General features: G+C 66.2%; 20 protein-coding genes. 15 read left to right on the forward strand and 5 right to left on the reverse strand.

Annotated elements, in window-relative coordinates; all coding sequences use genetic code 11:
- Positions 1-263: 263 nt before the first annotated feature.
- Complete coding sequence (locus AC1DXS_RS00310; protein WP_477735603.1) at positions 264-1133, forward strand: alpha/beta hydrolase; 870 nt, start codon at positions 264-266, stop codon at positions 1131-1133.
- On the opposite strand, the gene AC1DXS_RS00315 is transcribed toward AC1DXS_RS00310, so the two are convergent.
- Positions 1060-1803 (reverse strand): phosphatase PAP2 family protein, encoded by a 744-nt coding sequence (locus AC1DXS_RS00315; protein WP_477735604.1) that lies wholly within the window; start codon positions 1801-1803, stop codon positions 1060-1062. The two genes, AC1DXS_RS00310 and AC1DXS_RS00315, sit on opposite strands and share 74 nt — an antisense overlap.
- Positions 1804-1931: 128 nt before the next feature.
- On the opposite strand from AC1DXS_RS00315, the gene AC1DXS_RS00320 reads away from it, so the two are divergent.
- From AC1DXS_RS00320 to AC1DXS_RS00340, 5 genes are all read left to right on the forward strand, one after another.
- On the forward strand, positions 1932-2624 hold the full coding sequence (locus AC1DXS_RS00320) for a response regulator (RefSeq protein WP_477735605.1): 693 nt from the start codon (positions 1932-1934) through the stop codon (positions 2622-2624).
- Positions 2621-3958, forward strand: a complete 1338-nt coding sequence (locus AC1DXS_RS00325) for a histidine kinase dimerization/phospho-acceptor domain-containing protein (protein WP_477735606.1) — start codon at positions 2621-2623, stop codon at positions 3956-3958. The genes AC1DXS_RS00320 and AC1DXS_RS00325 overlap by 4 nt, the downstream gene beginning before the upstream one ends.
- A gap of 144 nt (positions 3959-4102) precedes the next feature.
- On the forward strand, positions 4103-5167 hold the full coding sequence (gene fba, locus AC1DXS_RS00330) for a class II fructose-bisphosphate aldolase (protein ID WP_477715423.1): 1065 nt from the start codon (positions 4103-4105) through the stop codon (positions 5165-5167).
- Between the two features lie 214 nt (positions 5168-5381).
- On the forward strand, positions 5382-6290 hold the full coding sequence (locus AC1DXS_RS00335; RefSeq protein WP_477735607.1) for a phosphoribosylaminoimidazolesuccinocarboxamide synthase: 909 nt from the start codon (positions 5382-5384) through the stop codon (positions 6288-6290).
- A gap of 25 nt (positions 6291-6315) precedes the next feature.
- Positions 6316-6705 (forward strand): hypothetical protein, encoded by a 390-nt coding sequence (locus tag AC1DXS_RS00340; RefSeq protein WP_477735608.1) that lies wholly within the window; start codon positions 6316-6318, stop codon positions 6703-6705.
- Positions 6706-6708: 3 nt separating this feature from the next.
- Here the strand turns inward: AC1DXS_RS00340 and trxA are convergent, their stop codons facing one another.
- On the reverse strand, positions 6709-7599 hold the full coding sequence (trxA, locus tag AC1DXS_RS00345) for a thioredoxin (RefSeq protein ID WP_477735609.1): 891 nt from the start codon (positions 7597-7599) through the stop codon (positions 6709-6711).
- Between the two features lie 164 nt (positions 7600-7763).
- Between trxA and purE the strand changes: the two genes are divergently transcribed.
- From purE to AC1DXS_RS00365, 4 genes are read left to right on the forward strand one after another with little or no spacing between them, the layout of a single operon-like run.
- On the forward strand, positions 7764-8270 hold the full coding sequence (gene purE / locus AC1DXS_RS00350) for a 5-(carboxyamino)imidazole ribonucleotide mutase (protein WP_477735610.1): 507 nt from the start codon (positions 7764-7766) through the stop codon (positions 8268-8270).
- Positions 8267-9508: a 5-(carboxyamino)imidazole ribonucleotide synthase gene (locus AC1DXS_RS00355; RefSeq protein WP_477735611.1), complete on the forward strand. Its 1242-nt coding sequence runs from the start codon at positions 8267-8269 to the stop codon at positions 9506-9508. The genes purE and AC1DXS_RS00355 overlap by 4 nt, the downstream gene beginning before the upstream one ends.
- Positions 9508-10503: an L-threonylcarbamoyladenylate synthase gene (locus AC1DXS_RS00360; RefSeq protein WP_477735612.1), complete on the forward strand. Its 996-nt coding sequence runs from the start codon at positions 9508-9510 to the stop codon at positions 10501-10503. The genes AC1DXS_RS00355 and AC1DXS_RS00360 overlap by 1 nt, the downstream gene beginning before the upstream one ends.
- Positions 10504-10563: 60 nt before the next feature.
- On the forward strand, positions 10564-11187 hold the full coding sequence (locus AC1DXS_RS00365) for a LysE family translocator (RefSeq protein WP_477735613.1): 624 nt from the start codon (positions 10564-10566) through the stop codon (positions 11185-11187).
- Between the two features lie 339 nt (positions 11188-11526).
- Here AC1DXS_RS00365 and dacB read toward each other — a convergent pair whose 3' ends face one another.
- Complete coding sequence (gene dacB, locus AC1DXS_RS00370; protein ID WP_477735614.1) at positions 11527-13044, reverse strand: D-alanyl-D-alanine carboxypeptidase/D-alanyl-D-alanine endopeptidase; 1518 nt, start codon at positions 13042-13044, stop codon at positions 11527-11529.
- A gap of 71 nt (positions 13045-13115) precedes the next feature.
- On the opposite strand from dacB, the gene tsaB reads away from it, so the two are divergent.
- The 3 genes from tsaB to AC1DXS_RS00385 are packed head-to-tail and all read left to right on the forward strand — an operon-like array spanning position 13116 to position 15120.
- Positions 13116-13877 carry a tRNA (adenosine(37)-N6)-threonylcarbamoyltransferase complex dimerization subunit type 1 TsaB gene (gene tsaB, locus AC1DXS_RS00375; RefSeq protein WP_477735615.1) on the forward strand — a complete coding sequence of 254 codons (762 nt, stop codon included), beginning with the start codon at positions 13116-13118 and terminating at the stop codon, positions 13875-13877.
- Positions 13874-14353, forward strand: a complete 480-nt coding sequence (rimI, locus tag AC1DXS_RS00380) for a ribosomal protein S18-alanine N-acetyltransferase (RefSeq protein WP_477735616.1) — start codon at positions 13874-13876, stop codon at positions 14351-14353. The genes tsaB and rimI overlap by 4 nt, the downstream gene beginning before the upstream one ends.
- Positions 14350-15120, forward strand: coding sequence for a uracil-DNA glycosylase family protein (locus tag AC1DXS_RS00385; RefSeq protein ID WP_477735617.1), 771 nt, complete (start codon positions 14350-14352; stop codon positions 15118-15120). The genes rimI and AC1DXS_RS00385 overlap by 4 nt, the downstream gene beginning before the upstream one ends.
- Positions 15121-15128: 8 nt before the next feature.
- On the opposite strand, the gene AC1DXS_RS00390 is transcribed toward AC1DXS_RS00385, so the two are convergent.
- Positions 15129-16019, reverse strand: a complete 891-nt coding sequence (locus AC1DXS_RS00390; protein ID WP_477735618.1) for a DMT family transporter — start codon at positions 16017-16019, stop codon at positions 15129-15131.
- Positions 16020-16100: 81 nt separating this feature from the next.
- Here AC1DXS_RS00390 and pyrF point away from each other — a divergent pair, with 81 nt between their 5' ends.
- Positions 16101-16925: an orotidine-5'-phosphate decarboxylase gene (gene pyrF, locus AC1DXS_RS00395; RefSeq protein WP_477735619.1), complete on the forward strand. Its 825-nt coding sequence runs from the start codon at positions 16101-16103 to the stop codon at positions 16923-16925.
- Between the two features lie 39 nt (positions 16926-16964).
- On the forward strand, positions 16965-17495 hold the full coding sequence (locus AC1DXS_RS00400; RefSeq protein WP_477735620.1) for a hypothetical protein: 531 nt from the start codon (positions 16965-16967) through the stop codon (positions 17493-17495).
- A 67-nt stretch (positions 17496-17562) separates the two neighbouring features.
- Here AC1DXS_RS00400 and AC1DXS_RS00405 read toward each other — a convergent pair whose 3' ends face one another.
- Positions 17563-18384, reverse strand: coding sequence for an amidohydrolase family protein (locus AC1DXS_RS00405; protein WP_477735621.1), 822 nt, complete (start codon positions 18382-18384; stop codon positions 17563-17565).
- Positions 18385-18405: the final 21 nt, after the last annotated feature.

Raw genomic sequence — 18405 nt, forward strand, 5'->3', positions numbered from 1 at the left:
GGTCGCTCACTTCGTGTAGCTTCCGAGGCCTTGCAGGCCGCGGCTCGCGAGACGCTTCGCCTCTGTCGCCCGTCCAAAGCTGCTCAAGCAGCTTTGGAGCCGCGGGCTCCAGCCCCTCGGGGGCCGCCCGCCTGCGGTCTGGCAAAGCCAGTCCCGCGGCTCACGCTGGAATAAGACTCCCGCGCTCGATAAAGGCCTTGTCCTATGGAGCCTGAGAAGATCGGCTGAATCCGTTAAGACTGGGGATGCGTATTCTGAAGTCCATGCCCAACATAGATTCCAGATTGCCCAGACGCTCGCTGTTTGCCATGCTTCCCGCGCTGCTGACAGCGTGCTCGGCTGTCGATCTCCTCAACGCCACGGTGCCCACCGACACCTACCGCCGCAGCGAAGGGCTTGCCTACGGGCCTGAGCTGCGCCAGCGGCTCGATGTCTACCAACCGGTTGGCGCAAGCCGCAACGCGCCCCTGGTGGTGTTTTTCTACGGCGGCAACTGGTCTTCCGGCGAGCGCGCCGATTACCGTTTTGTCGGCGAAGCCCTGGCCTCGCAGGGCATCGTCGCCGTCATCGCCGACTACCGGCTGAGCCCGGCGGTCCGCTACCCCGTTTTTGTGCAGGACAGCGCGCGCGCCGTGCGCTGGGCCAGGGACCATGCCGCCGAATTCGGTGCAGACCCGGCCCGTGTTTTTGTCATGGGCCACAGTGCCGGCGCCTACAACGCCGCCATGCTCGCGCTCGATGCTCGCTGGCTGCGGGCCGAGGGGATGGCTCCCTCGCAGCTGGCCGGCTGGATAGGTTTGGCCGGCCCTTACGACTTCCTGCCAATCGTCGATCCCAAGGCCCAGGTGGCGTTCGAGTGGCCGGCCACGCCCGCTGACAGCCAGCCACTTGCGCACGCTTCCCGGGCATCTCCTCCTGCGCTACTGCTTGCGGCCGCCGAGGATCGCACCGTCAACCCGCAGCGCAGCACCGTGGCGCTGGCAACGCGGTTGCGCGAGAGCGGCGCTCGCGTGCAGTCGGAATTGCTGGGCGGCGTCGGGCATGCGACCCTGCTGGGTTCTATGGCCCCGGTGCTGAGAGGGCGGGCGCCTGTGCTGGAGCGGGTGACGGCCTTTGTGAAATCATCTGGCTGACGATGCTGTCCACCAGGGCCGCCGATGCCCAGCACAGCCAGGCGGTCCAGAGCGTGTGGCTCATATAGTGGGCCCCGCGTACCTGCTGCGCCAGGCCCAGCACAAACCCCGCCGCCAATGCGCCTGCCAGCCAGCGCCGTGCCGTGCGGGGCAGGGTGTGGCGGAACGCAAAAAAACCGCCCAGAAACGCAAAACCCGCCGAGGCATGGCCGGCCGGAAAGCAGCCGCCGCTGCCGCCGTCGCGCACGCCCCAGGCCCAGTGCGACACATAGGCCACGGTGCCGCCGAACTCGCGCAGCTCCCAGGGGCAGCTGGTAAGGCTGTGCAGCTTGAGGGTGGACACCACCAGCAGCGAGGCCAGGGTGGTCAGTGCCAACTGGACGCGGCGCTCCACGGCCAGTTGTCGCAGGGCGCCGAAGGGCCGCGCCATGGCCGCCAGCAGCACCAGTTCAACGCCCCACGGGAGCCAGCGGATGTCGTCGTGCAGTGTGCCGCGCCAGAACCAGTGGTCTTCATAGGCAAAACCGGCAGCGGAGCCGAACCAATGCGCCATCCACAGGTCCAGGCCTGATTGGTCCCAGGCCAGCAGCAGCGCGAGGCTGATCAGTGTGGCGAGGAAAACGCGGGACGCAAGGGTCTTGCCGTCGTCAGTAAAAGGGGTGGCAGTCATGGGGGTTCACGCGAGCGGGTGGCCAAGGGGAAACCGCAAGGTATCGGGGGCGTCTTAACTCATCCTTAAGGCCTTGCAGGCGGCTTGCATAGCCCCCTGCCGCCGCACGAAGCACCGACAATGGCCCCATGAGAATCCTGGTGGTCGAAGACGATGCCGGCATTGCCCTGGGCCTGCGGACCAATCTGCAGCAGCGGGGCTATGCGGTCGATGTCTGCGCCAGCCTGGGCTCCGCGTGGTCGGCCCTGTCCAGCGAGCCGTTTGACCTGGTGCTGCTGGACCTGGGACTGGCGGACGGCGACGGCGGCGATTTGCTGTCGCAGTTGCGGCGCGCCCCCACGAGCGCCTCCGGCGTCTTGCCCGATCCACTGACGCCGGTACTCATCATGACCGCGCGTGACCAGGTCGCAGACCGGATTTCGGGCCTTGACCTCGGCGCCGACGACTACCTGGCCAAACCTTTTGACCTCGATGAGCTTGAGGCCCGCATGCGCGCGCTGCTGCGGCGCGCGGCGGGCCGGGCCCATCCGCTGCTGGCTCATGGCGATCTGGTGGTGGATCCGGCGGCCCGCACGGTGCTGCGCGCGGGCGAGGGCGTGGAATTGGCACCGCGCGAATTCGCCCTGCTACTCCTGCTGCTGGAGTCGCGCGGCCGGGTGCTGTCGCGCCAGCAACTCGAAGCGCGCCTCTACAACTGGCAGGATGCCGTCGGCAGCAATGCGATCGAGGTGCATGTGCACCACCTGCGGCGCAAGCTGGGCGAGAGCCTGATCCAGACTCTGCGCGGCGTCGGCTACTTCATACCGCGGGAGGGCGCATGAAGCCCGCATCGCGTGCGCAGGCTTCGCTGACGCGCCGGCTGTTGCTGTGGATGCTGGCGGCGCTGGTGCTGGTGTGGGCCGGCTTTGTAGCGGTGGGTTACCGCACGGGCATCCATGAGGCGGGCGAGCTGACCGATGGACACCTGGCCGGCACGGCGGCCCTGATGCTCAACCTGGACCTGCCGCCTTTTGTGGATGCGGCGCGGGAAACCGTTCGCCCCGCCATTCCCACGCTGAAAAGCCACGACTACCAGCCTTCTCTCAGCGTGCTGGTCCGGGGCACCGGCGGCCGGCTGCTGGCCCGTTCGGGCGATGCGCCCTTGCCGCCCTTCAGCGAGCAAGCCGGCTTCGCCGACCTGGAGCTGGGTACGCCCCCGGCCACCTGGCGCAGTTTTTCCCAGTGGGACGCCTCGCATGCACGGCAGGTCACCGTGCTGGTGCGCGCCGACGAACGAGACGAGATGGCCGCCGACGTCGCCGGGCAACTGGCCGAGCCGGGCCTGTGGTTGCTGCCCGTGGTGGCGCTCGCGCTGGGCGCGGCCATCTGGCGCGGCTTGCGGCCTTTGCAGGCGCTGTCTCGCGACGTGGCTGAACTTGAAGTGGACAAGGCCGAGCGCCTGGAGGCCCGCCATCCGTATCGCGAATTCAATTCGGTCGTGCGTTCCATCAACACGCTGATGGGCCAGCAGCAGGCCTCGATGGAGCGCGAGCGGCAGCTGGCCAGCGAGGTGGCCCATGAATTACGCACCCCGCTGTCCTCCATTGCCCTGCAGGCGGCAGCGCTGCGCGGGGAGCTTTCACCGAGCGCGCGCGAACAGGCGCTGGCGCAGCTGGGCGCCGACGCAATGCGTGCCGGGCACGTCATCACCCAACTGCTGTCGCTGGCACGGGCCAGCCGCGCGGACTTGCAGCGGCAGATGCAGCGCCTGGACCTGGGCGCCCTGGCCGGGCAGGTGGTGGCCGGCTATGCACAGGCCTCCTGGGAAAGCGGGCATACGCTCAGCGTGCACGGCGAGGACGGGCTTGAGGTGCTGGCCCATCCGCTGTTGCTGGAATTGGCCCTGCGCAACCTTGTCGACAACGCCCTGCAGCACACGGCCCGCGGTACGGCCGTCTGCGTCCAGTGGGGCCACGACGGCGGCGGGGCCTGGTTGCAGGTCTGTGATGACGGTCAGGGCGCCCAGGGCGCGGTGGCGCCTTCCACCGAGAGGCTGGGCCTGGGCCACAAAATCGTGGGCCGTGTGATGGACGTGCACGGCGGCCGATTTGCGCAACTGCCCGCCCCCGCGCCTTTTACACGCTGTTACCGCATGGTTCTGCCGCTAACTCCCTGAATAAATGGTCTTTCAGCAGCCGGTAGAATGAGGGCCTCGGTTACTTCGCGGTTACGGCCCACCAATGCAGCCCTCGTGCTGCGCGGCCCTCCGTCGAAACCCGCCCTTTTGGGCAGCGTTTTTTACTTTCTGGGGATTCTGATCATGGCACTCGTTTCGATGCGCGAGCTGCTGGACCATGCGGCAGTCAACGGCTACGGCATTCCGGCTTTTAACGTCAACAACCTCGAGCAGGTGCAAGCCGTCATGGAAGCGGCCAAGGAAACCGGCGCGCCCGTGATCCTGCAGGCCAGCGCCGGCGCGCGCAAATATGCTGGTGAGCCCTTCATCAAGCACCTGATCCAGGCCGCCATCGAGATGTACCCCAGCATCCCCCTGGTCATGCACCAGGACCACGGCCAGAACCCCGACGTCTGCCAGGGCGCCATCGACCTCGGCTTTTCGTCGGTGATGATGGACGGCTCGCTGGAAGCGGACGGCAAGACCATCGCCAGCTACGACTACAACGTCGAAGTGACCAAAAAGGTCTCCCAGCTGGCCCACAAGTACGGCGTCACCGTCGAAGGCGAGCTCGGCTGCCTGGGTTCGCTGGAAACCATGAAGGGCGACAAGGAAGACGGCCACGGCACCGATGCGACCATGACGCGCGAGCAGTTGCTGACCGACCCCGAGCAGGCCGCCGACTTCGTCAAGCGCACGCAGATCGATGCGCTGGCCATCGCCATCGGCACCAGCCACGGCGCCTACAAATTCACCCGCAAGCCCACCGGCGACATCCTGGCGATTGACCGCATCAAGGAAATCCACAAGCGCATTCCCAGCACCCACCTGGTGATGCACGGCTCTTCCTCGGTGCCGCAGGAGCTGCTGGCCCTGATCCGCCAGTACGGCGGCAACATGAAGGAAACCTACGGCGTGCCCGTCGAGGAAATCCAGGAAGCCATCAAGCACGGCGTGCGCAAGATCAACATCGATACCGACATCCGCCTGGCCATGACGGCCGCGGTGCGCAAGTTCCTGGCCGAAAACCCCGAAAAATTCGACGCGCGCGAATGGCTCAAGCCCGCCCGCGAAGCCGCCAAGCAGATCTGCAAGCAGCGCTACATCCAGTTCGGCTGCGAAGGCCAGGGCGCCAAGATCAAGGGCGATACCCTGCAGGTCGTGGCCGCCAAATATGCCAAGGGTGAGCTGGCCCAAGTCGTCCATTAAGAAGGTGTGAATAAACCTGCTGCGCGCCCCGATCCCGGCGCTGCGGTCCTCACCGTACGTTTGTACGGCTCCGGTCCTCGCACCGGGCTGGGGGCGCTCGCGACGGTTTCTCCACACCTTCTTTTTTTGCTAGCCGCCCGCGCGGATTGGCGATAATTCAAAGCCCGCGGCTCTTGCGAGTCGCGGGCTTTTTACTTTGATTCCTCCTTCCACCATGACCCAAGCACTCCACACCTCCGCCCTGACCTCCCTGCCCCTGCTCGCGCGCGGCAAGGTGCGCGACAACTACGCCGTAGGCAAGGACAGGCTGCTGATGGTGGCCAGCGACAGGCTCAGCGCCTTTGACGTCATCCTGGGCGAGCCGATTCCCGGCAAGGGCGCGCTGCTCACGCAGATGGCGCTGTTCTGGTTCGGCAAGCTGGGCCATATCTGCCCCAACCACCTGACCGGCGAGGCGCCCGAAAGCGCGGTTACGCCGGCCGAGGTCCCGCAGGTGGTGAACCGCTCCATGCTGGTCAAGCGCCTCAAGCCCATCCCGGTTGAGGCCGTGGTGCGCGGCTACCTGGCCGGCAGCGGCTGGAAGGAATACCAGGAAAGCCAGGCCGTCTGCGGCGTGCCGCTGCCCGCGGGCCTGAAGAATGCCGGCAAGCTGCCCGAGCCCATCTTCACGCCGGCCGCCAAGGCCGAAGCCGGCGAGCACGACGAGAACATCAGCTACGAACAGGTGGTCAAGGTCGTCGGCCCGGAGCTCGCCGCGCAGATCAAAAAAATCAGCATAGAGATTTACAGCACCGCCGCAGCCTTCGCCCTCACCAAGGGCATCATCATTGCCGACACCAAGTTTGAATTCGGCCTCGACGAAAACGGCACGCTGACCCTGATGGACGAGGTGCTGACGCCCGATTCCTCGCGCTACTGGCCCATAGAAGGCTATGAAGCCGCCTACGCGGCCGGCCAGAACCCGCCCAGCTACGACAAGCAGTTCGTGCGCGACTGGCTCGAAGCCGTGCGCATCAACGGCAAGCCCTGGGACAAAACTCCACCCTCGCCGCACCTGCCGGCCGATGTGGTCGCCAAGACTGCCGCTAAATATCAGGAAGCTTTGACCCGTCTGATCGCCTGAAGCCCAACGCCAGCCGGGCGCTGCGATGGAATTCCTGCTGGAACTGCTGTTCGAGTTTTTCGGCGAGCTGTTTCTACAGCTTTTTGGCGAGATGTTTGGCGGCGCGTTCAAGGCCGCCTGGTACAAGCTGCGCGGGCGCGACCACGAACTGACGGCGGCGCAGGAAGCGGCATGGTCCGTCATGACCGGCATTGCCGCCGGCATCTTGACTGTTCTGGTCGTGCCCCACCTGGCGATACGCCTGCATTGGCTGCAAATCCTCAACCTGCTGCTGGCGCCCGTGGTGGCGGGCCTGTTGGTCGAGCGGCTGCGCGCCTGGCGCGAGTCGCGCCGCGAATTCAGTGTGGAGGTTGCCGGCTATGCCGCGCTGTTTGGTTTTGCCTTTGCCCTGACCCGCTGGCTTTTCGGCCAGTAGTGCCTAGCTCAGGATGACGCTGCTTAGCCGCCGGCGGTAGGTGGCCACGGTGGGGTCTTCAGGCGGAATCTGCCCATCAGCCACCTTGGGTTTGGGTGCTTCCATGGCGTCCAGGACGGCGATGTAGGTCTTGCGCGCGAGTTCCTCGTTCCAGGACTTGTCGCGCATCAGGATTTCCAGCAGTTCGTCGAGCGCTTCGGTCCAGCGCTGCCGGGCCATCAAGCCACGGGCCTTGTCAAAGCGCGCTTCGAAGTCGCGCTTGTTGGCCGCGATCCTGGCGTCCAGCGCTGCCGCGGCGCCCGCGTCCTGGGCGGCCGCAAAATCCAAGGCATCCATCCAGCGCTTGAGCGAGTCGAAACGCCGCACCACCGTCGTCTGGGCGATGACCGGGGCAAATGCCACCTTGGCGTCGTCCTCGCGGCCCAGTTGCAGCAAGAGCTTCACGTAGTCGAAGCGGGCGTTGTCGTCGGCCGGGTTGGCGGCCACCGCATGCTGCAGTTTTTCGAGCACGGCGGCCGGGTCGGTGTTTTCTTCTTCGAGCGCCAGTTCCGGCTCTTCAGGCTCGCCTGCCGGCGGCAGGTGCTTGTCCAGGAATTCCTTGACCTTGCCTTCGGGCAGCGCGCCGGCAAAGCCGTCCACCGGCTGGCCGTTCATCATCAGGATGCAGGTCGGGATGCTGCGTATACCGAAGGCCGCGCCCAGCTGCTGCTCCTGGTCGGAGTCGATTTTCACGAGCTTGAAACGGCCTGCGTACTCAGCCTCGACTTTTTCAAGAATCGGGCCCAGCGACTTGCAGGGGCCGCACCAGGGCGCCCAGAAGTCGATCAGTACGGGCGTGGTCATGGAAGCGGCAACGACTTCCGCTTCGAAATTGGCAATGGTGACGTCGATCATGGTGCAATGAAATTGGGGCTGGAATAGAGGGTTTCAACCGCTGCGGCGCAGCTGGCTTGGCCCAGGGAGCAGGGCCAAACGATAGCATGCACGCCTAACCCTTAAAATCAGGGGTTACGGGCGAACGGCCTGCAAACCTGAAACCCCATGCCCAGAAGGTCCCAATGACGACGACAAACAATCCGGCTGCCCTGGTGGGCGTGGTAATGGGCTCCAGCAGCGACTGGGAGACCATGCAGCACGCGGTGCAGATCCTCACGCAGTTCGGTGTGGCGCACGAAGCCCGCGTGGTGTCCGCCCACCGCATGCCCGACGAATTGTTCGCCTATGCCGAAGCGGCTTCAGGCCGCGGCCTGCAGGCCATCATCGCCGGCGCCGGCGGCGCGGCCCACCTGCCCGGCATGCTGGCCGCCAAGACTACCGTGCCGGTGCTGGGCGTGCCGGTGGCCAGCAAGCATTTGCAGGGCGTTGATTCGCTGCACAGCATCGTGCAGATGCCCAAGGGCATTCCCGTCGCCACCTTCGCCATCGGCAACGCCGGTGCGGCCAACGCGGCGCTGTTCGCCGTCGCCATGTTGGCCCTGCACGACAAAACGCTGGCCGCCAAATTGCAGGCCTTCCGCGCCGAGCAGACCGCCGCCGCCCACGCCATGACCCTGCCACCCGCATGAGCCTTCCTTCCGGCCTCCCCGTTTTCCCCGGCACCGTTTCAACTTCCGGCCAGCCCGCCACGCTGGGCGTGATGGGCGGCGGCCAGCTGGGCCGCATGTTTGTGCACGCCGCGCAGCGCCTGGGTTATTTCACCGCGGTGCTCGACCCCGACGCGCAAAGCCCGGCCGGCCTGGTGAGCCATCACCACATCCAGACCGGCTATGCCGACGAGCAAGGCCTCCAGGAACTGGCCGCGCTGTGCGCCGCCGTCACCACTGAATTTGAAAACGTGCCGGCGGGCGCGTTGCAGGCGCTGGCTGCTAGCCGGCCCGTGGCGCCGGGGGCGGCTGCCGTCGCCATCGCGCAAAACCGCATCGAGGAAAAATCCCACTTCACCGCCAGTGCGGCCGAATCGGGCGCGCTGGCCGGTGTCAGCTGCGCGCCTTACGCGGTCATCGAAACAGAAGCGCAACTGCGCGCCGTACCGGCCGAGCTGCTGCCCGGCATCCTGAAAACCGCGCGCATGGGCTACGACGGCAAGGGCCAAGTCCGCGTCAAAAACGCGGGCGAACTCGCCGCCGCCTGGGCAGGCCTCAAGCAGGCGCCCTGTGTGCTCGAAAAAATGCTGCCGCTCAAGGCCGAATGTTCGGTCATCGTGGCACGAGGCTGGGATGGCCGTATCGTGAGCTTCGCGCCCCAGCGAAATGTGCACGTCGACGGTATCCTGGCCGTCACACAGGCCTATGAAGGCAATATGCCCGCCGCCCTGGCGCAGCGCGCGCTGGCGGCCACCCACACCATCGCGAACCATGTCGGCTATGTGGGCGTGCTCTGCGTCGAATTTTTCCTGGTCGACGACGGCAGCGCCGACGGCGCGCTGGTGGTCAACGAGATGGCGCCGCGCCCGCACAACAGCGGCCACTACACGATAGACGCCTGCGACGTTTCGCAGTTCGACCTGCAGGTGCATGCCATGGCCGGCCTGCCCTTGCCGCAGCCGCGCCAGCATTCGCCGGCCATCATGCTCAACCTGCTGGGCGACGTCTGGCTTGATGCCCAAGGCCAGGCGCGCACGCCCGACTGGAACGCTGTGCTCGCTCTGCCCGGCACGCATCTGCACCTTTACGGCAAGACCGAAGCGCGCGCCGGCCGCAAGATGGGCCACCTCAATATCACCGGCACCGATATCGCCGCGGTCAGGGCCACGGCGCGCCGGGCGGCCGCCATCCTGGGGCTGCCCGGCCTTGAAGACATCTGATGATTTTGTCCGGCACCGACCCGAAGGCCATTGCTGAGGCCGCGCGCCGCATCCAGGCGGGCGAGCTCGTCGGCTTCCCGACTGAAACGGTGTACGGCCTGGGCGCCGATGCATCGAGTGATAAAACCGTTTCCGGCATCTTTGAGGCCAAGGGCCGCCCTTCTGACCATCCGCTCATCGTCCATGTGGCCGACGCCGCGCACGTGCAGGCTTACGCGAGCAGCGTGCCGCCTTTTGCCGCACGCTTGATGACGGCCTTCTGGCCCGGCCCGCTCACCGTCATCCTGCCGCGCAAGCCGGGCGTGGCCGCGGCAGCCGCGGGCGGCCAGGATTCGATCGGCCTGCGCTGCCCCTCGCACCCCGTCGCGCTGGCATTTCTGAAGGCCTGCGACACCGGCGTGGCCGGCCCCAGTGCCAACCGTTTCGGCCGCGTCAGCCCCACCACCGCGCAGCACGTGCAGCAGGAGTTTGGCGACAGCTTGCTGGTGCTCGATGGCGGTCCCTGCGACGTCGGCATCGAGTCCAGCATCGTCGATTGCACGCGCGGCCAGCCGGTGCTGCTGCGTCCGGGCGTTCTCACACGCGCACAACTCGAGGCAGCTTGCGGCGAAGCCGTGCTGGGCAAAGACGAATTCGAGCAGGGCCATGAAAACCTGGGCCATGCGCCGCGCGCTTCCGGAACGCTGGAGGCGCACTACGCGCCGGATGCCAAGGTGCGCCTGATGGATGCCGGCCCCATACAGACGGCGCTGGACCTGCTCGGCGCCGACGCGGCTCACATAGCCATCTATGCCCGCAGCATCGTGCGCATCAAGTCAGACAAGGTGCTGTACCGCCGCATGCCCGACGACGCGCTGGCGGCTGCCCAGCAGTTGTTTGCCGTGCTGCGCGACTTCGACGCCAAGGGCGTCAAGCTGATCTGGGTCGAAAACCCGCCGCGCGATGCCGAATGGGACGGCGTGCGCGACCGGCTGGGGCGCGCTGCCGCGAGCTGAAGCGCGGTTCGGGCGGGGCCGCTATCATGGCCGGCATACCGTCATCACAGGGCGATTCCCATGCTCTCCATCCTCCTCACCATCTGGTTTCTCCACGTCGCGGCCATGATGAGCCCGGGGGCCAACGTGCTGCTGGTCTCGCAGCTCGCGGCCAGCGACAGGGCGCGTAGCGCGGTGTTCGCGGCGCTCGGTGTGACGGCTGGCGCCGCCATCTGGGCGCTCTGCGCGGTGCTCGGCGTCAACGCCATCTTCCTGGTGTTTCCGGGGCTGCGCCTGGCGCTTCAGGTGGCCGGCGGCTTGTATCTGCTGTATGTTGCCAGCCGGCTCTGGCGCTCCGGCGGCGTGGCGCTGGGCAGCACGGGCCCGACGGTGTCTTCGCTGGCGGCCTTTCGATTGGGCTTTCTGACCAACCTCACCAACCCCAAGTCGGCGCTGTTCTTCGGCAGCGTGTTCGCAGCGTCCTTTCCAGCGGCGCCCGGCACAGGCCTGCAAACTGCGGCGGTAGCCATGATCATCATCAATGCCCTGTGCTGGCACATGCTGCTGGCTTACCTGTTCTCGCGCGAGCGTGTGCGGCTGGCGTATTCCCGTTCGCGCGGGATCGCCAATCGCCTGGCGGCGCTAGCGGTGGGCGCGCTGGGCATAGGCCTGCTCGTGGCGTCGTTGCGCGAGGCGCGGTCCTAAAAAAAGCTGAGTTCCAAGGCCGGGCAAACTGCCCTTTGACGCCGATTTGCCCGGCCGGCCCCGTGTCTCCTCGTCGCGGCCGGCACTGCGCGGTACGCCTTGTTACTGTTGGGCGCAGGGTGGGCGGCCTGCGTCATGGCGATCCGGTTCAGCCTGCCCTGCCCGGCAAGTGACTGCCCAAAAATCGGGCATTGTGGCGCAGGCCGCGCCAAATGGTGTTTTGGCCCGCAAGCCGTGCGGTCATCAACAGCTTTGTCCACACCCCGCAGGGATAACTTGGCCGGCTCCGCGCGCGAAGTTTTCACCCTGTTCGCATTTGCGAACACAGTAGTGATGACCCTAACGGGCCGTCTCTTTGACCGTCCATTCCAGCAGCGCGTCCAGCGCCGGGCGCGCGGCGCCGGCGTTCGGATGGTTGATGAGCCCCACCACGATGTAGCGCGTGCCGCTGTGGCCGTTGGCATAGCCCGCGATCGCGGTCACGTCGCGCAGCGAGCCGGTCTTCAGAAAGGCCTGGCCTGCCACGCCCTTGCCGCGCTCGCGCAGCGTGCCATCCACCCCCGCCACCGGCAGCGAATCGGCCAGGTCGGCGGCCAGCGGGCTTTTTGCGGCATGCAGCAGCAGGGCCGAGAGGCCCGCCGCCGTCACGCGCTCATCGCGGCTCAGGCCCGAGCCGTTGTCCATCAGCGGCGGCGGCGTGCCCTGCAGGTTCTTCTTCCACCAGGCGGCCAGCGCGGCGCGCGCCGACTCGAGCGTGCCGCTTTTGGGCTGCCCGAGATTGGCCTGCAGTCCCAGCGTCAGGAAGACGTGCTGCGCCATCACGTTGTTCGAATATTTGTTGATGTCGCGCACGACTTCCAGCAGCGGCGGCGACTGGTGCTCAAACCGTATCGCGGCCTTTTCGCCCGAGATCGTGCCGGTGCGGCGCAGCATGGCAAGTTCCTGCGGTGTGGCGTCGCGCGTCGTGCCGGTGAGCAGGCCGCCCAGTTGCCGCCATGAGCCCTCGATGGCGCGCGCGGCAAAGCTCGCCGGGTCGGCATACGCGCTGGGCCAGATCTTTTCACCGCAGGCCGATGAATAGGTGCCGAGGAATTCGATGTTGACGGGGTTCTCGACGCTGGCGCGCAGTTCGCTGCGCCAGTCGCCGCAGCGGGCCACGCGCACCAGGGGCACGCTGGCGCCCACCTGCACGCCCGCCAGCGGCGGCTCGTAGCGCACCAGTGCACGGCCGCCGGGCAGGTCCGGCGTGAAGGTCATCACGATGGACTTGAAGTTGACGAGCAGCGCATCGGGACGCGCGTTGTAAGGCCGCAGCGGCTCGCCGTCGAACTCGCCGGGGTCGGTGGCGGGCACGCTGAAGGCGCTGCGGTCCAGCACGATGTCACCGCGAACCACCCGCGCGCCGCCGGCCTGCACCTCGGCCAGCATGGCCTGCAGGCGCTCGACAACGAGCTTGGGGTCGCCCCCGCCCTGCACCACCAGATTGYCGCTGAGCAGCCCGCCGGAGGTGCTGCCGTCGAGGATGACGCGGGTCTTCCAGGTGAAATCGCGCCCCAGTGCATCGAGCGCCGAATACGTGGTGACCAGCTTCATGACCGATGCCGGGTTCATGGGCGTGTCGATGCGCCAGCTCAGGCGCGGCACAGGCTTGCCGCCGGCCGCTTCGACCACCAGCATGGACACCGCGTCGCGCGGCACCTTGGCGCGTGCCAGGGCTTTTTCAATCGAGGCGGGCAGCCGCGGCGCTTGCGCCAGGGCGGCGCTCGGGACGAAAGGCAGTGTGGCGATCAGCGCGGCGGCCAGTACGCCCAACGCTGCAGAATGCTGCGCGCGCAGGCGCGGCGGGTCTTGGGTCATGAGAGGATTATCGCGGCTGCCCGCTGCCATTGGCGGGGATAATCAGGTGCATATACCCGTCCGGCTACCGCATGCGTCCCTTTTCAAAATTCCTCGCCTTTGACACCAGCACCGACCGCATGTCGGTGGCCGTGACCGACGGCGTGCGGACCTGGCAGCACAGCGGCCCCGGTGGCGCGCAGGCCTCGACCACGTTGATCCCCGCCGTCCTCGCGTTACTGGCCGAGGCGGGCCTGGCTTTGGGCGAACTCGATGCCATCGCCTTCGGGCGCGGCCCTGGATCATTCACCGGGCTGCGCACCGCCTGCGCCGTGGCCCAGGGCCTGGCGCTGGGCGCGCGGAACGGCGCGGGCATGCCTGTGCTGCCCATCGATACGCTCATGGCTGTGGCCGAGGAAGCGCGTTTTCAGCGCAATGGCCCGCAGGCCGCCGCCACGCCGCTTACCGTCACGGCGCTGCTTGATGCGCGCATGGACGAGATGTATGTGCAAAGCTTTGAGTTCAGTGGCGGGCAGTGCCGGGCGCTGGGAGAGTGCGAACTGGTCCGGCCCGAGCACTTTGTGCCCGGCGCTGGTGTCGATTTTCTCGCCGGTAATGTGTTTGCCGTTTACGCCGGGCGCCTGCCGGCCGCCATGCCGGCACAGGCCGAAGCCCTGCCCACGGCCGCCGCCTTGCTGCGCCTGGCGCCGGTGCTGGCCGCCGCTGGGCACTGCGTGAGCGCCGAGCTTGCCCTGCCGCTTTACGTTCGCGATAAAGTAGCGCTCACCACCGAGGAGCGCGAGCGGGTCAAGGCCGCCAAGCTCCTTGCTGAGGTCCCGCCCCTTTCACCATGAACGCCATCCTCAAACCCCTCGAAGCCCAGTTCGAAGCCATGACCCCTCAATGGCTGGATGCGGTGCTGCGGGTGGAGGAAAGCGCCTACCTTCAACCCTGGACCAAGGGCAACTTCAGCGATTCGCTCAATGCCGGCTACCAGGCTCAGTTGCTGACTGCCGGCACTTCGCCCGACGCCGAACTGCTGGGCTACTTCGTGGCCATGAAGGGCGTGGACGAGGTGCACCTGCTCAACATCACCGTTGCGCCCGAACACCAGCGACAGGGCTGGGCCCGTGTCATGCTTGACGGGCTGGCGATGTGGTCGCGCGCCCAGGGCGCGCAATGGTTGTGGCTGGAAGTGCGCGTGAGCAATGCGCGCGCCAAGGCGGTGTACGAATGCTACGGCTTTCGCCACGTCGGCACGCGGCGCAATTACTACCCGGCCGGCGCATCCGCGCGCGAAGACGCCGTGGTCATGAGCCTGGCGCTATGAGCATGGAACTGAGCAAGCGCCACCGTGCCATGCTGCGCGAGATGGGCGTGCGCGTGTGGCTGCCGCAGGCGGCGCCTGCGGCCGAAGCGGTGATCGACGTGGCTGTGGCCCGCGCCGCCGCAGCGGCAAACCCCGCTGCGGCCCTGCCGGAAACCAGGCCGGTTGCGCCCCCGGCCATGCGTGAAGCACCGCCGCCTGTGCGCACCCCGCCCCCTCGTGCGCCGGTGGCCGCTCCGATCGCCGAAGCGCGTGAAGCCGCCGCACCCAATATCTCAGGCGCCTGGAGCATGGGCACGGCCCAGGCTTTGTATGCCGAGGCCGCCCATGCCGAGGGCGCACGCTGGCTGGTGCTGGCTGAAACGCCGGCGGCCGCGCTGCAGCGCGAACCCTTCAGCCCTTTCGAGGGCGATGCCGGCAAGCTGCTTGACAACATGCTGCGCGCCGCCCGCCTGCACAAGGCCGGCGTGGTGCTGCTCGCGCCGCTGGTGCGCGGCGCTGCGGCTGGTGTGGGCGCCGCCCTGCCCGAGGCGCTGCCGGCCCTGCTGGCCAGCGCGCAGCCCGACATCGTGCTGGTCATGGGGCGCCTGGCCGCGCAAGCCTTGCTGCAGTCCAATGAGCCTTTCGGCAGATTGCGCGGCCAGGTGCATGCCCTGCACGGCGCGCAGGCGGTGGTGACATATGACGCCACCTATTTGCTGCGCAACCCGTCCGACAAGGCCAAGGCCTGGGACGACCTGTGCCTGGCAATGAGCCGGGTTGCCGCCTGATTCCTCTTTCAGCCTTTTTCAGCAAGCGGACGGCTGGGCGCCAGCACCGAAGCGATCGCCGCCACCATCAGCAGCACCGCAGCCCAGTCCTGCCAGTGCAGCACTTCACCCAGGCCCAGCGCGCCTGAAAACACGCCAAGGATGGGAATCATCATCACGCTCAGCGTCGAGGCCACAGGCGGCAGCGCGCGCGCCAGTGTGAACCAGGCCGCGTGCGCAAAACCGAAGATCAGCACCGCGTTGTAGACAATCGCCGCCCAGGCCGTGGGCGACGGCGCTTTCCACTGCGGCATTTCAAATGCCGTTCCCAGCACCGTCATCACGAAGGCTGTCATCACTGTCATCCAGAAGGACAGTGTGAGTGTCGCGGTGGGTATCGTGGTCTTGCGCAGCATTTGTGTGCCCAGTGCCCACGTGGCCGCCGCCACCAATGCGCACAGCACGCCGAGCGGCCGGCCCGAGAGATTGGTCAGCTCATACCAGAGCAGCAGGGCCACGCCCAGCGCCGCGGCAGCCACACCCAGCCAGTTGCGCGGTTTCAGTTTCGCGCCGAAAAACCAGGCGCCCAGCAGCGCCGAAAAAATCGGCATGGTATAGCCCAGGATGGCGGCACGCCCGCTGCTGAGGTTTTTCACCGCCAGGATGATGAGTGCATGCCAGACAAACATATTGGCCGCTGCCAGCCAGAACAGTTCGCGCCATTTGTCGCGCGGTACCAAAAACGGCACCTTGAGCAGCACCATCGCCAGGCCCAGCACCGGAATGCCCAGCCAGATCGAGATCGCGCGAAAGGTCAGCGGCGGGTAGTCCGCGACGCCCATCTTCATCACCGGCCAGTTCAGGCCCCAGACCAGGGTGAGCAGGACCAGGAGTATCAGTTGGCGTTGGGAGAGTTGCATGCAGAGGGTGGGCGATGGTTTGCGCGATTGTCCCGGTTTGGGGCAAAACCTGCTGAAGAGCCACCTTCTTACAATATGGGTATGACCTTCCTCGACATGCTGGGCGCCGCAGAACGCCAGAACCATTCCATGCTCTGCGTCGGCCTGGACCCGGAGCCGACCAAATTCCCCGGCAAGCTCAAGGGCGACGCCAACAAGATTTACGATTTTTGCGCCGCGATCGTCGATGCCACCGCCGACCTGGTGATTTCCTTCAAGCCGCAAATCGCCTACTTCGCGGCCCACCGCGCTGAAGGCCAGCTCGAACGCCTGATGGAACACATGCGCCGCGTCGCACCGCAAGTGCCCATCATCCTGGACGCCAAGCGCGGTGACATAGGCTCCACCGCCGAGCAGTACGCGAAAGAAGCGTTCGAGCGCTACGGCGCCGACGCGGTGACGCTTTCCCCCTTCATGGGTTTTGACTCGGTCGCGCCCTATCTGAAATACCAAGGCAAGGGCGCGTTTTTGCTGTGCCGCACCTCCAATCCCGGCGGCGACGATTTGCAGAACCAGCGCTTTGCTTCCATTGAGGGCCAGCCGCTGCTGTACGAACACGTGGCGCGCCTGGCGCAAGGGCCTTGGAACCTTAACGGCCAGCTTGGACTGGTGGTGGGCGCGACCTACCCCACCGAGATTGAACGTGTGCGTACCGTGGCGCCTACGCTGCCCTTGCTGATACCCGGCGTGGGCGCGCAGGGCGGCGATGCCGTCGCCACCGTCAAGGCTGGCTGGCGTGCCGGTGCGCCCATCATTGTCAATTCGTCGCGCGCAATTCTGTACGCCTCGTCGGGAGACGATTTTGCCGACGCAGCACGCCTTGAAGCACGCAAGACCCGCGACATGCTGGAAGCTGCGCGCGGGTAAACCGCCGGTCCAACAACGCCCCAGCGTCACTGGCCTAGCATGGACGATTTACCCACGCTGAGGCGGCCTTTCTGGAGCCCTTCCTACGCCAAGCCCATGTTGTGCGCCGGATTTTTTGGGGTTGTCGTCTTTGTGGGGCTGAACATGGCTGTGAACGCCATTGCGCATCCGCCTGAAGCGAAGTTGCTGCGCGGGCCGCCGGTGTCCGGAAAATACGTCGTAGAACACTCCAGTGCAGGTCGCAAGAACCCGATGACAAAAATCGGCAACCAGTATGTGTACTGCACCGGGTCGGCCTATGGCGGTGATGTGTGCGGCAAATGGCATGAGGGCCGACAAGTGGTTGCCGAAAGAGTGTCCATGCCCGGGTTGTACGGTGACCAGCTTGTCGTCGCCGAGATTCGTGAAGGCGCTCACCTGCTTCATGCACGATCAGATGCGGAGTTGCTGGAAGAGTGGAAGTCGCGGTCATTCGAAATGACCCTGTTTCTGACATTTTTCGTGGTGGTTTCTGTGGCGGTTCTTATTTCGTTGCCTTCTCTTGTGGGGTCTCGGAGGAAGAACGCTTAAAGCGCAGGCCCCTTCGCGTTTTGCATCACTTTCCGCAGCATTGGCCTAGAAGCCAAACCATCAGGATTCACCGAAACCCGTACAACGCCGCCGGGTTGTCCACCAGAATCTTCCTTCGCACCGCGTCCGACGGTACCCACGAAACCAGCAGGTCATAAAGGCCAACTTCGGACGGCGGCGGATTGCGCCCGGGGTGCGGCCAGTTACTCGCCCAGAGGCAGCGCTCAGGAAACTTCTCGGCCAGCGTGCGCGCAATCAGGCTCACGTCTTCGTAGCCGGGCGCGCCGATTTTCGAGGTCTCATACGGCGCCGACAGTTTGATCCACACATTCCCGGTATCCAGCACGCGCAGCAGCGACTGAAACGAAGGATGGTCCGGTTTGACGGGCTCCAGGAACTTGCCGTTGTGGTCTATCACGAGCTTGCAGGGCAGGCGCTTGAGCATCTCTTCATGCTCGGGGAAATTTCGGCCGTCGAGTTGCAGATTGACCATCCAGTCCATCGCCGCCATGCGCGCGGCCATGGGTTCCAGTGACGCCCACGGCAGCACCGGGTTGATCATCATGTAGCGCACGCCGCAAATGCCCCCGTCGTCCAGGTGCTTGAGCTCGGCATCGGTCACCTCGGGCGCCACCAGCGCGATGCCGCGGCCCGACTCGCCGAGCTGGGCCACGGCGTCCAGCGTGCAACTGTTGTCAAAGCCATAGGCCGAGGGCTGGACGATGACTGCGCGGCTCAGGCCCAGTGCGTTTTGCACTTCGCGGTACGTGGCCACCGGCAAGTGCGGCGGCACCCAGGCCACATTGGGCACCATCGGGTATTTGTCTTCGTAGATGTGCACATGGCAATCGCAGGCGCCGGGGTAGGTGGTGTTCTGGGTGGCTTGCATGAAAAGAGCGCTTTCGCAAAA

The sequence above is a fragment of the Polaromonas sp. P3_B1 genome (assembly GCF_056402935.1).

Coding starts and splice junctions, on each gene's coding strand:
- AC1DXS_RS00310 (WP_477735603.1), top strand. CDS start 264: ATGCCCAACATAGATTCCAGATTGCCCAGACGCTCGCTGTTTGCCATG.
- AC1DXS_RS00315 (WP_477735604.1), bottom strand. CDS start 1,803: ATGACTGCCACCCCTTTTACTGACGACGGCAAGACCCTTGCGTCCCGC.
- AC1DXS_RS00320 (WP_477735605.1), top strand. CDS start 1,932: ATGAGAATCCTGGTGGTCGAAGACGATGCCGGCATTGCCCTGGGCCTG.
- AC1DXS_RS00325 (WP_477735606.1), top strand. CDS start 2,621: ATGAAGCCCGCATCGCGTGCGCAGGCTTCGCTGACGCGCCGGCTGTTG.
- fba (WP_477715423.1), top strand. CDS start 4,103: ATGGCACTCGTTTCGATGCGCGAGCTGCTGGACCATGCGGCAGTCAAC.
- AC1DXS_RS00335 (WP_477735607.1), top strand. CDS start 5,382: ATGACCCAAGCACTCCACACCTCCGCCCTGACCTCCCTGCCCCTGCTC.
- AC1DXS_RS00340 (WP_477735608.1), top strand. CDS start 6,316: ATGGAATTCCTGCTGGAACTGCTGTTCGAGTTTTTCGGCGAGCTGTTT.
- trxA (WP_477735609.1), bottom strand. CDS start 7,599: ATGATCGACGTCACCATTGCCAATTTCGAAGCGGAAGTCGTTGCCGCT.
- purE (WP_477735610.1), top strand. CDS start 7,764: ATGACGACGACAAACAATCCGGCTGCCCTGGTGGGCGTGGTAATGGGC.
- AC1DXS_RS00355 (WP_477735611.1), top strand. CDS start 8,267: ATGAGCCTTCCTTCCGGCCTCCCCGTTTTCCCCGGCACCGTTTCAACT.
- AC1DXS_RS00360 (WP_477735612.1), top strand. CDS start 9,508: ATGATTTTGTCCGGCACCGACCCGAAGGCCATTGCTGAGGCCGCGCGC.
- AC1DXS_RS00365 (WP_477735613.1), top strand. CDS start 10,564: ATGCTCTCCATCCTCCTCACCATCTGGTTTCTCCACGTCGCGGCCATG.
- tsaB (WP_477735615.1), top strand. CDS start 13,116: ATGCGTCCCTTTTCAAAATTCCTCGCCTTTGACACCAGCACCGACCGC.
- rimI (WP_477735616.1), top strand. CDS start 13,874: ATGAACGCCATCCTCAAACCCCTCGAAGCCCAGTTCGAAGCCATGACC.
- AC1DXS_RS00385 (WP_477735617.1), top strand. CDS start 14,350: ATGAGCATGGAACTGAGCAAGCGCCACCGTGCCATGCTGCGCGAGATG.
- AC1DXS_RS00390 (WP_477735618.1), bottom strand. CDS start 16,019: ATGCAACTCTCCCAACGCCAACTGATACTCCTGGTCCTGCTCACCCTG.
- pyrF (WP_477735619.1), top strand. CDS start 16,101: ATGACCTTCCTCGACATGCTGGGCGCCGCAGAACGCCAGAACCATTCC.
- AC1DXS_RS00400 (WP_477735620.1), top strand. CDS start 16,965: ATGGACGATTTACCCACGCTGAGGCGGCCTTTCTGGAGCCCTTCCTAC.
- AC1DXS_RS00405 (WP_477735621.1), bottom strand. CDS start 18,384: ATGCAAGCCACCCAGAACACCACCTACCCCGGCGCCTGCGATTGCCAT.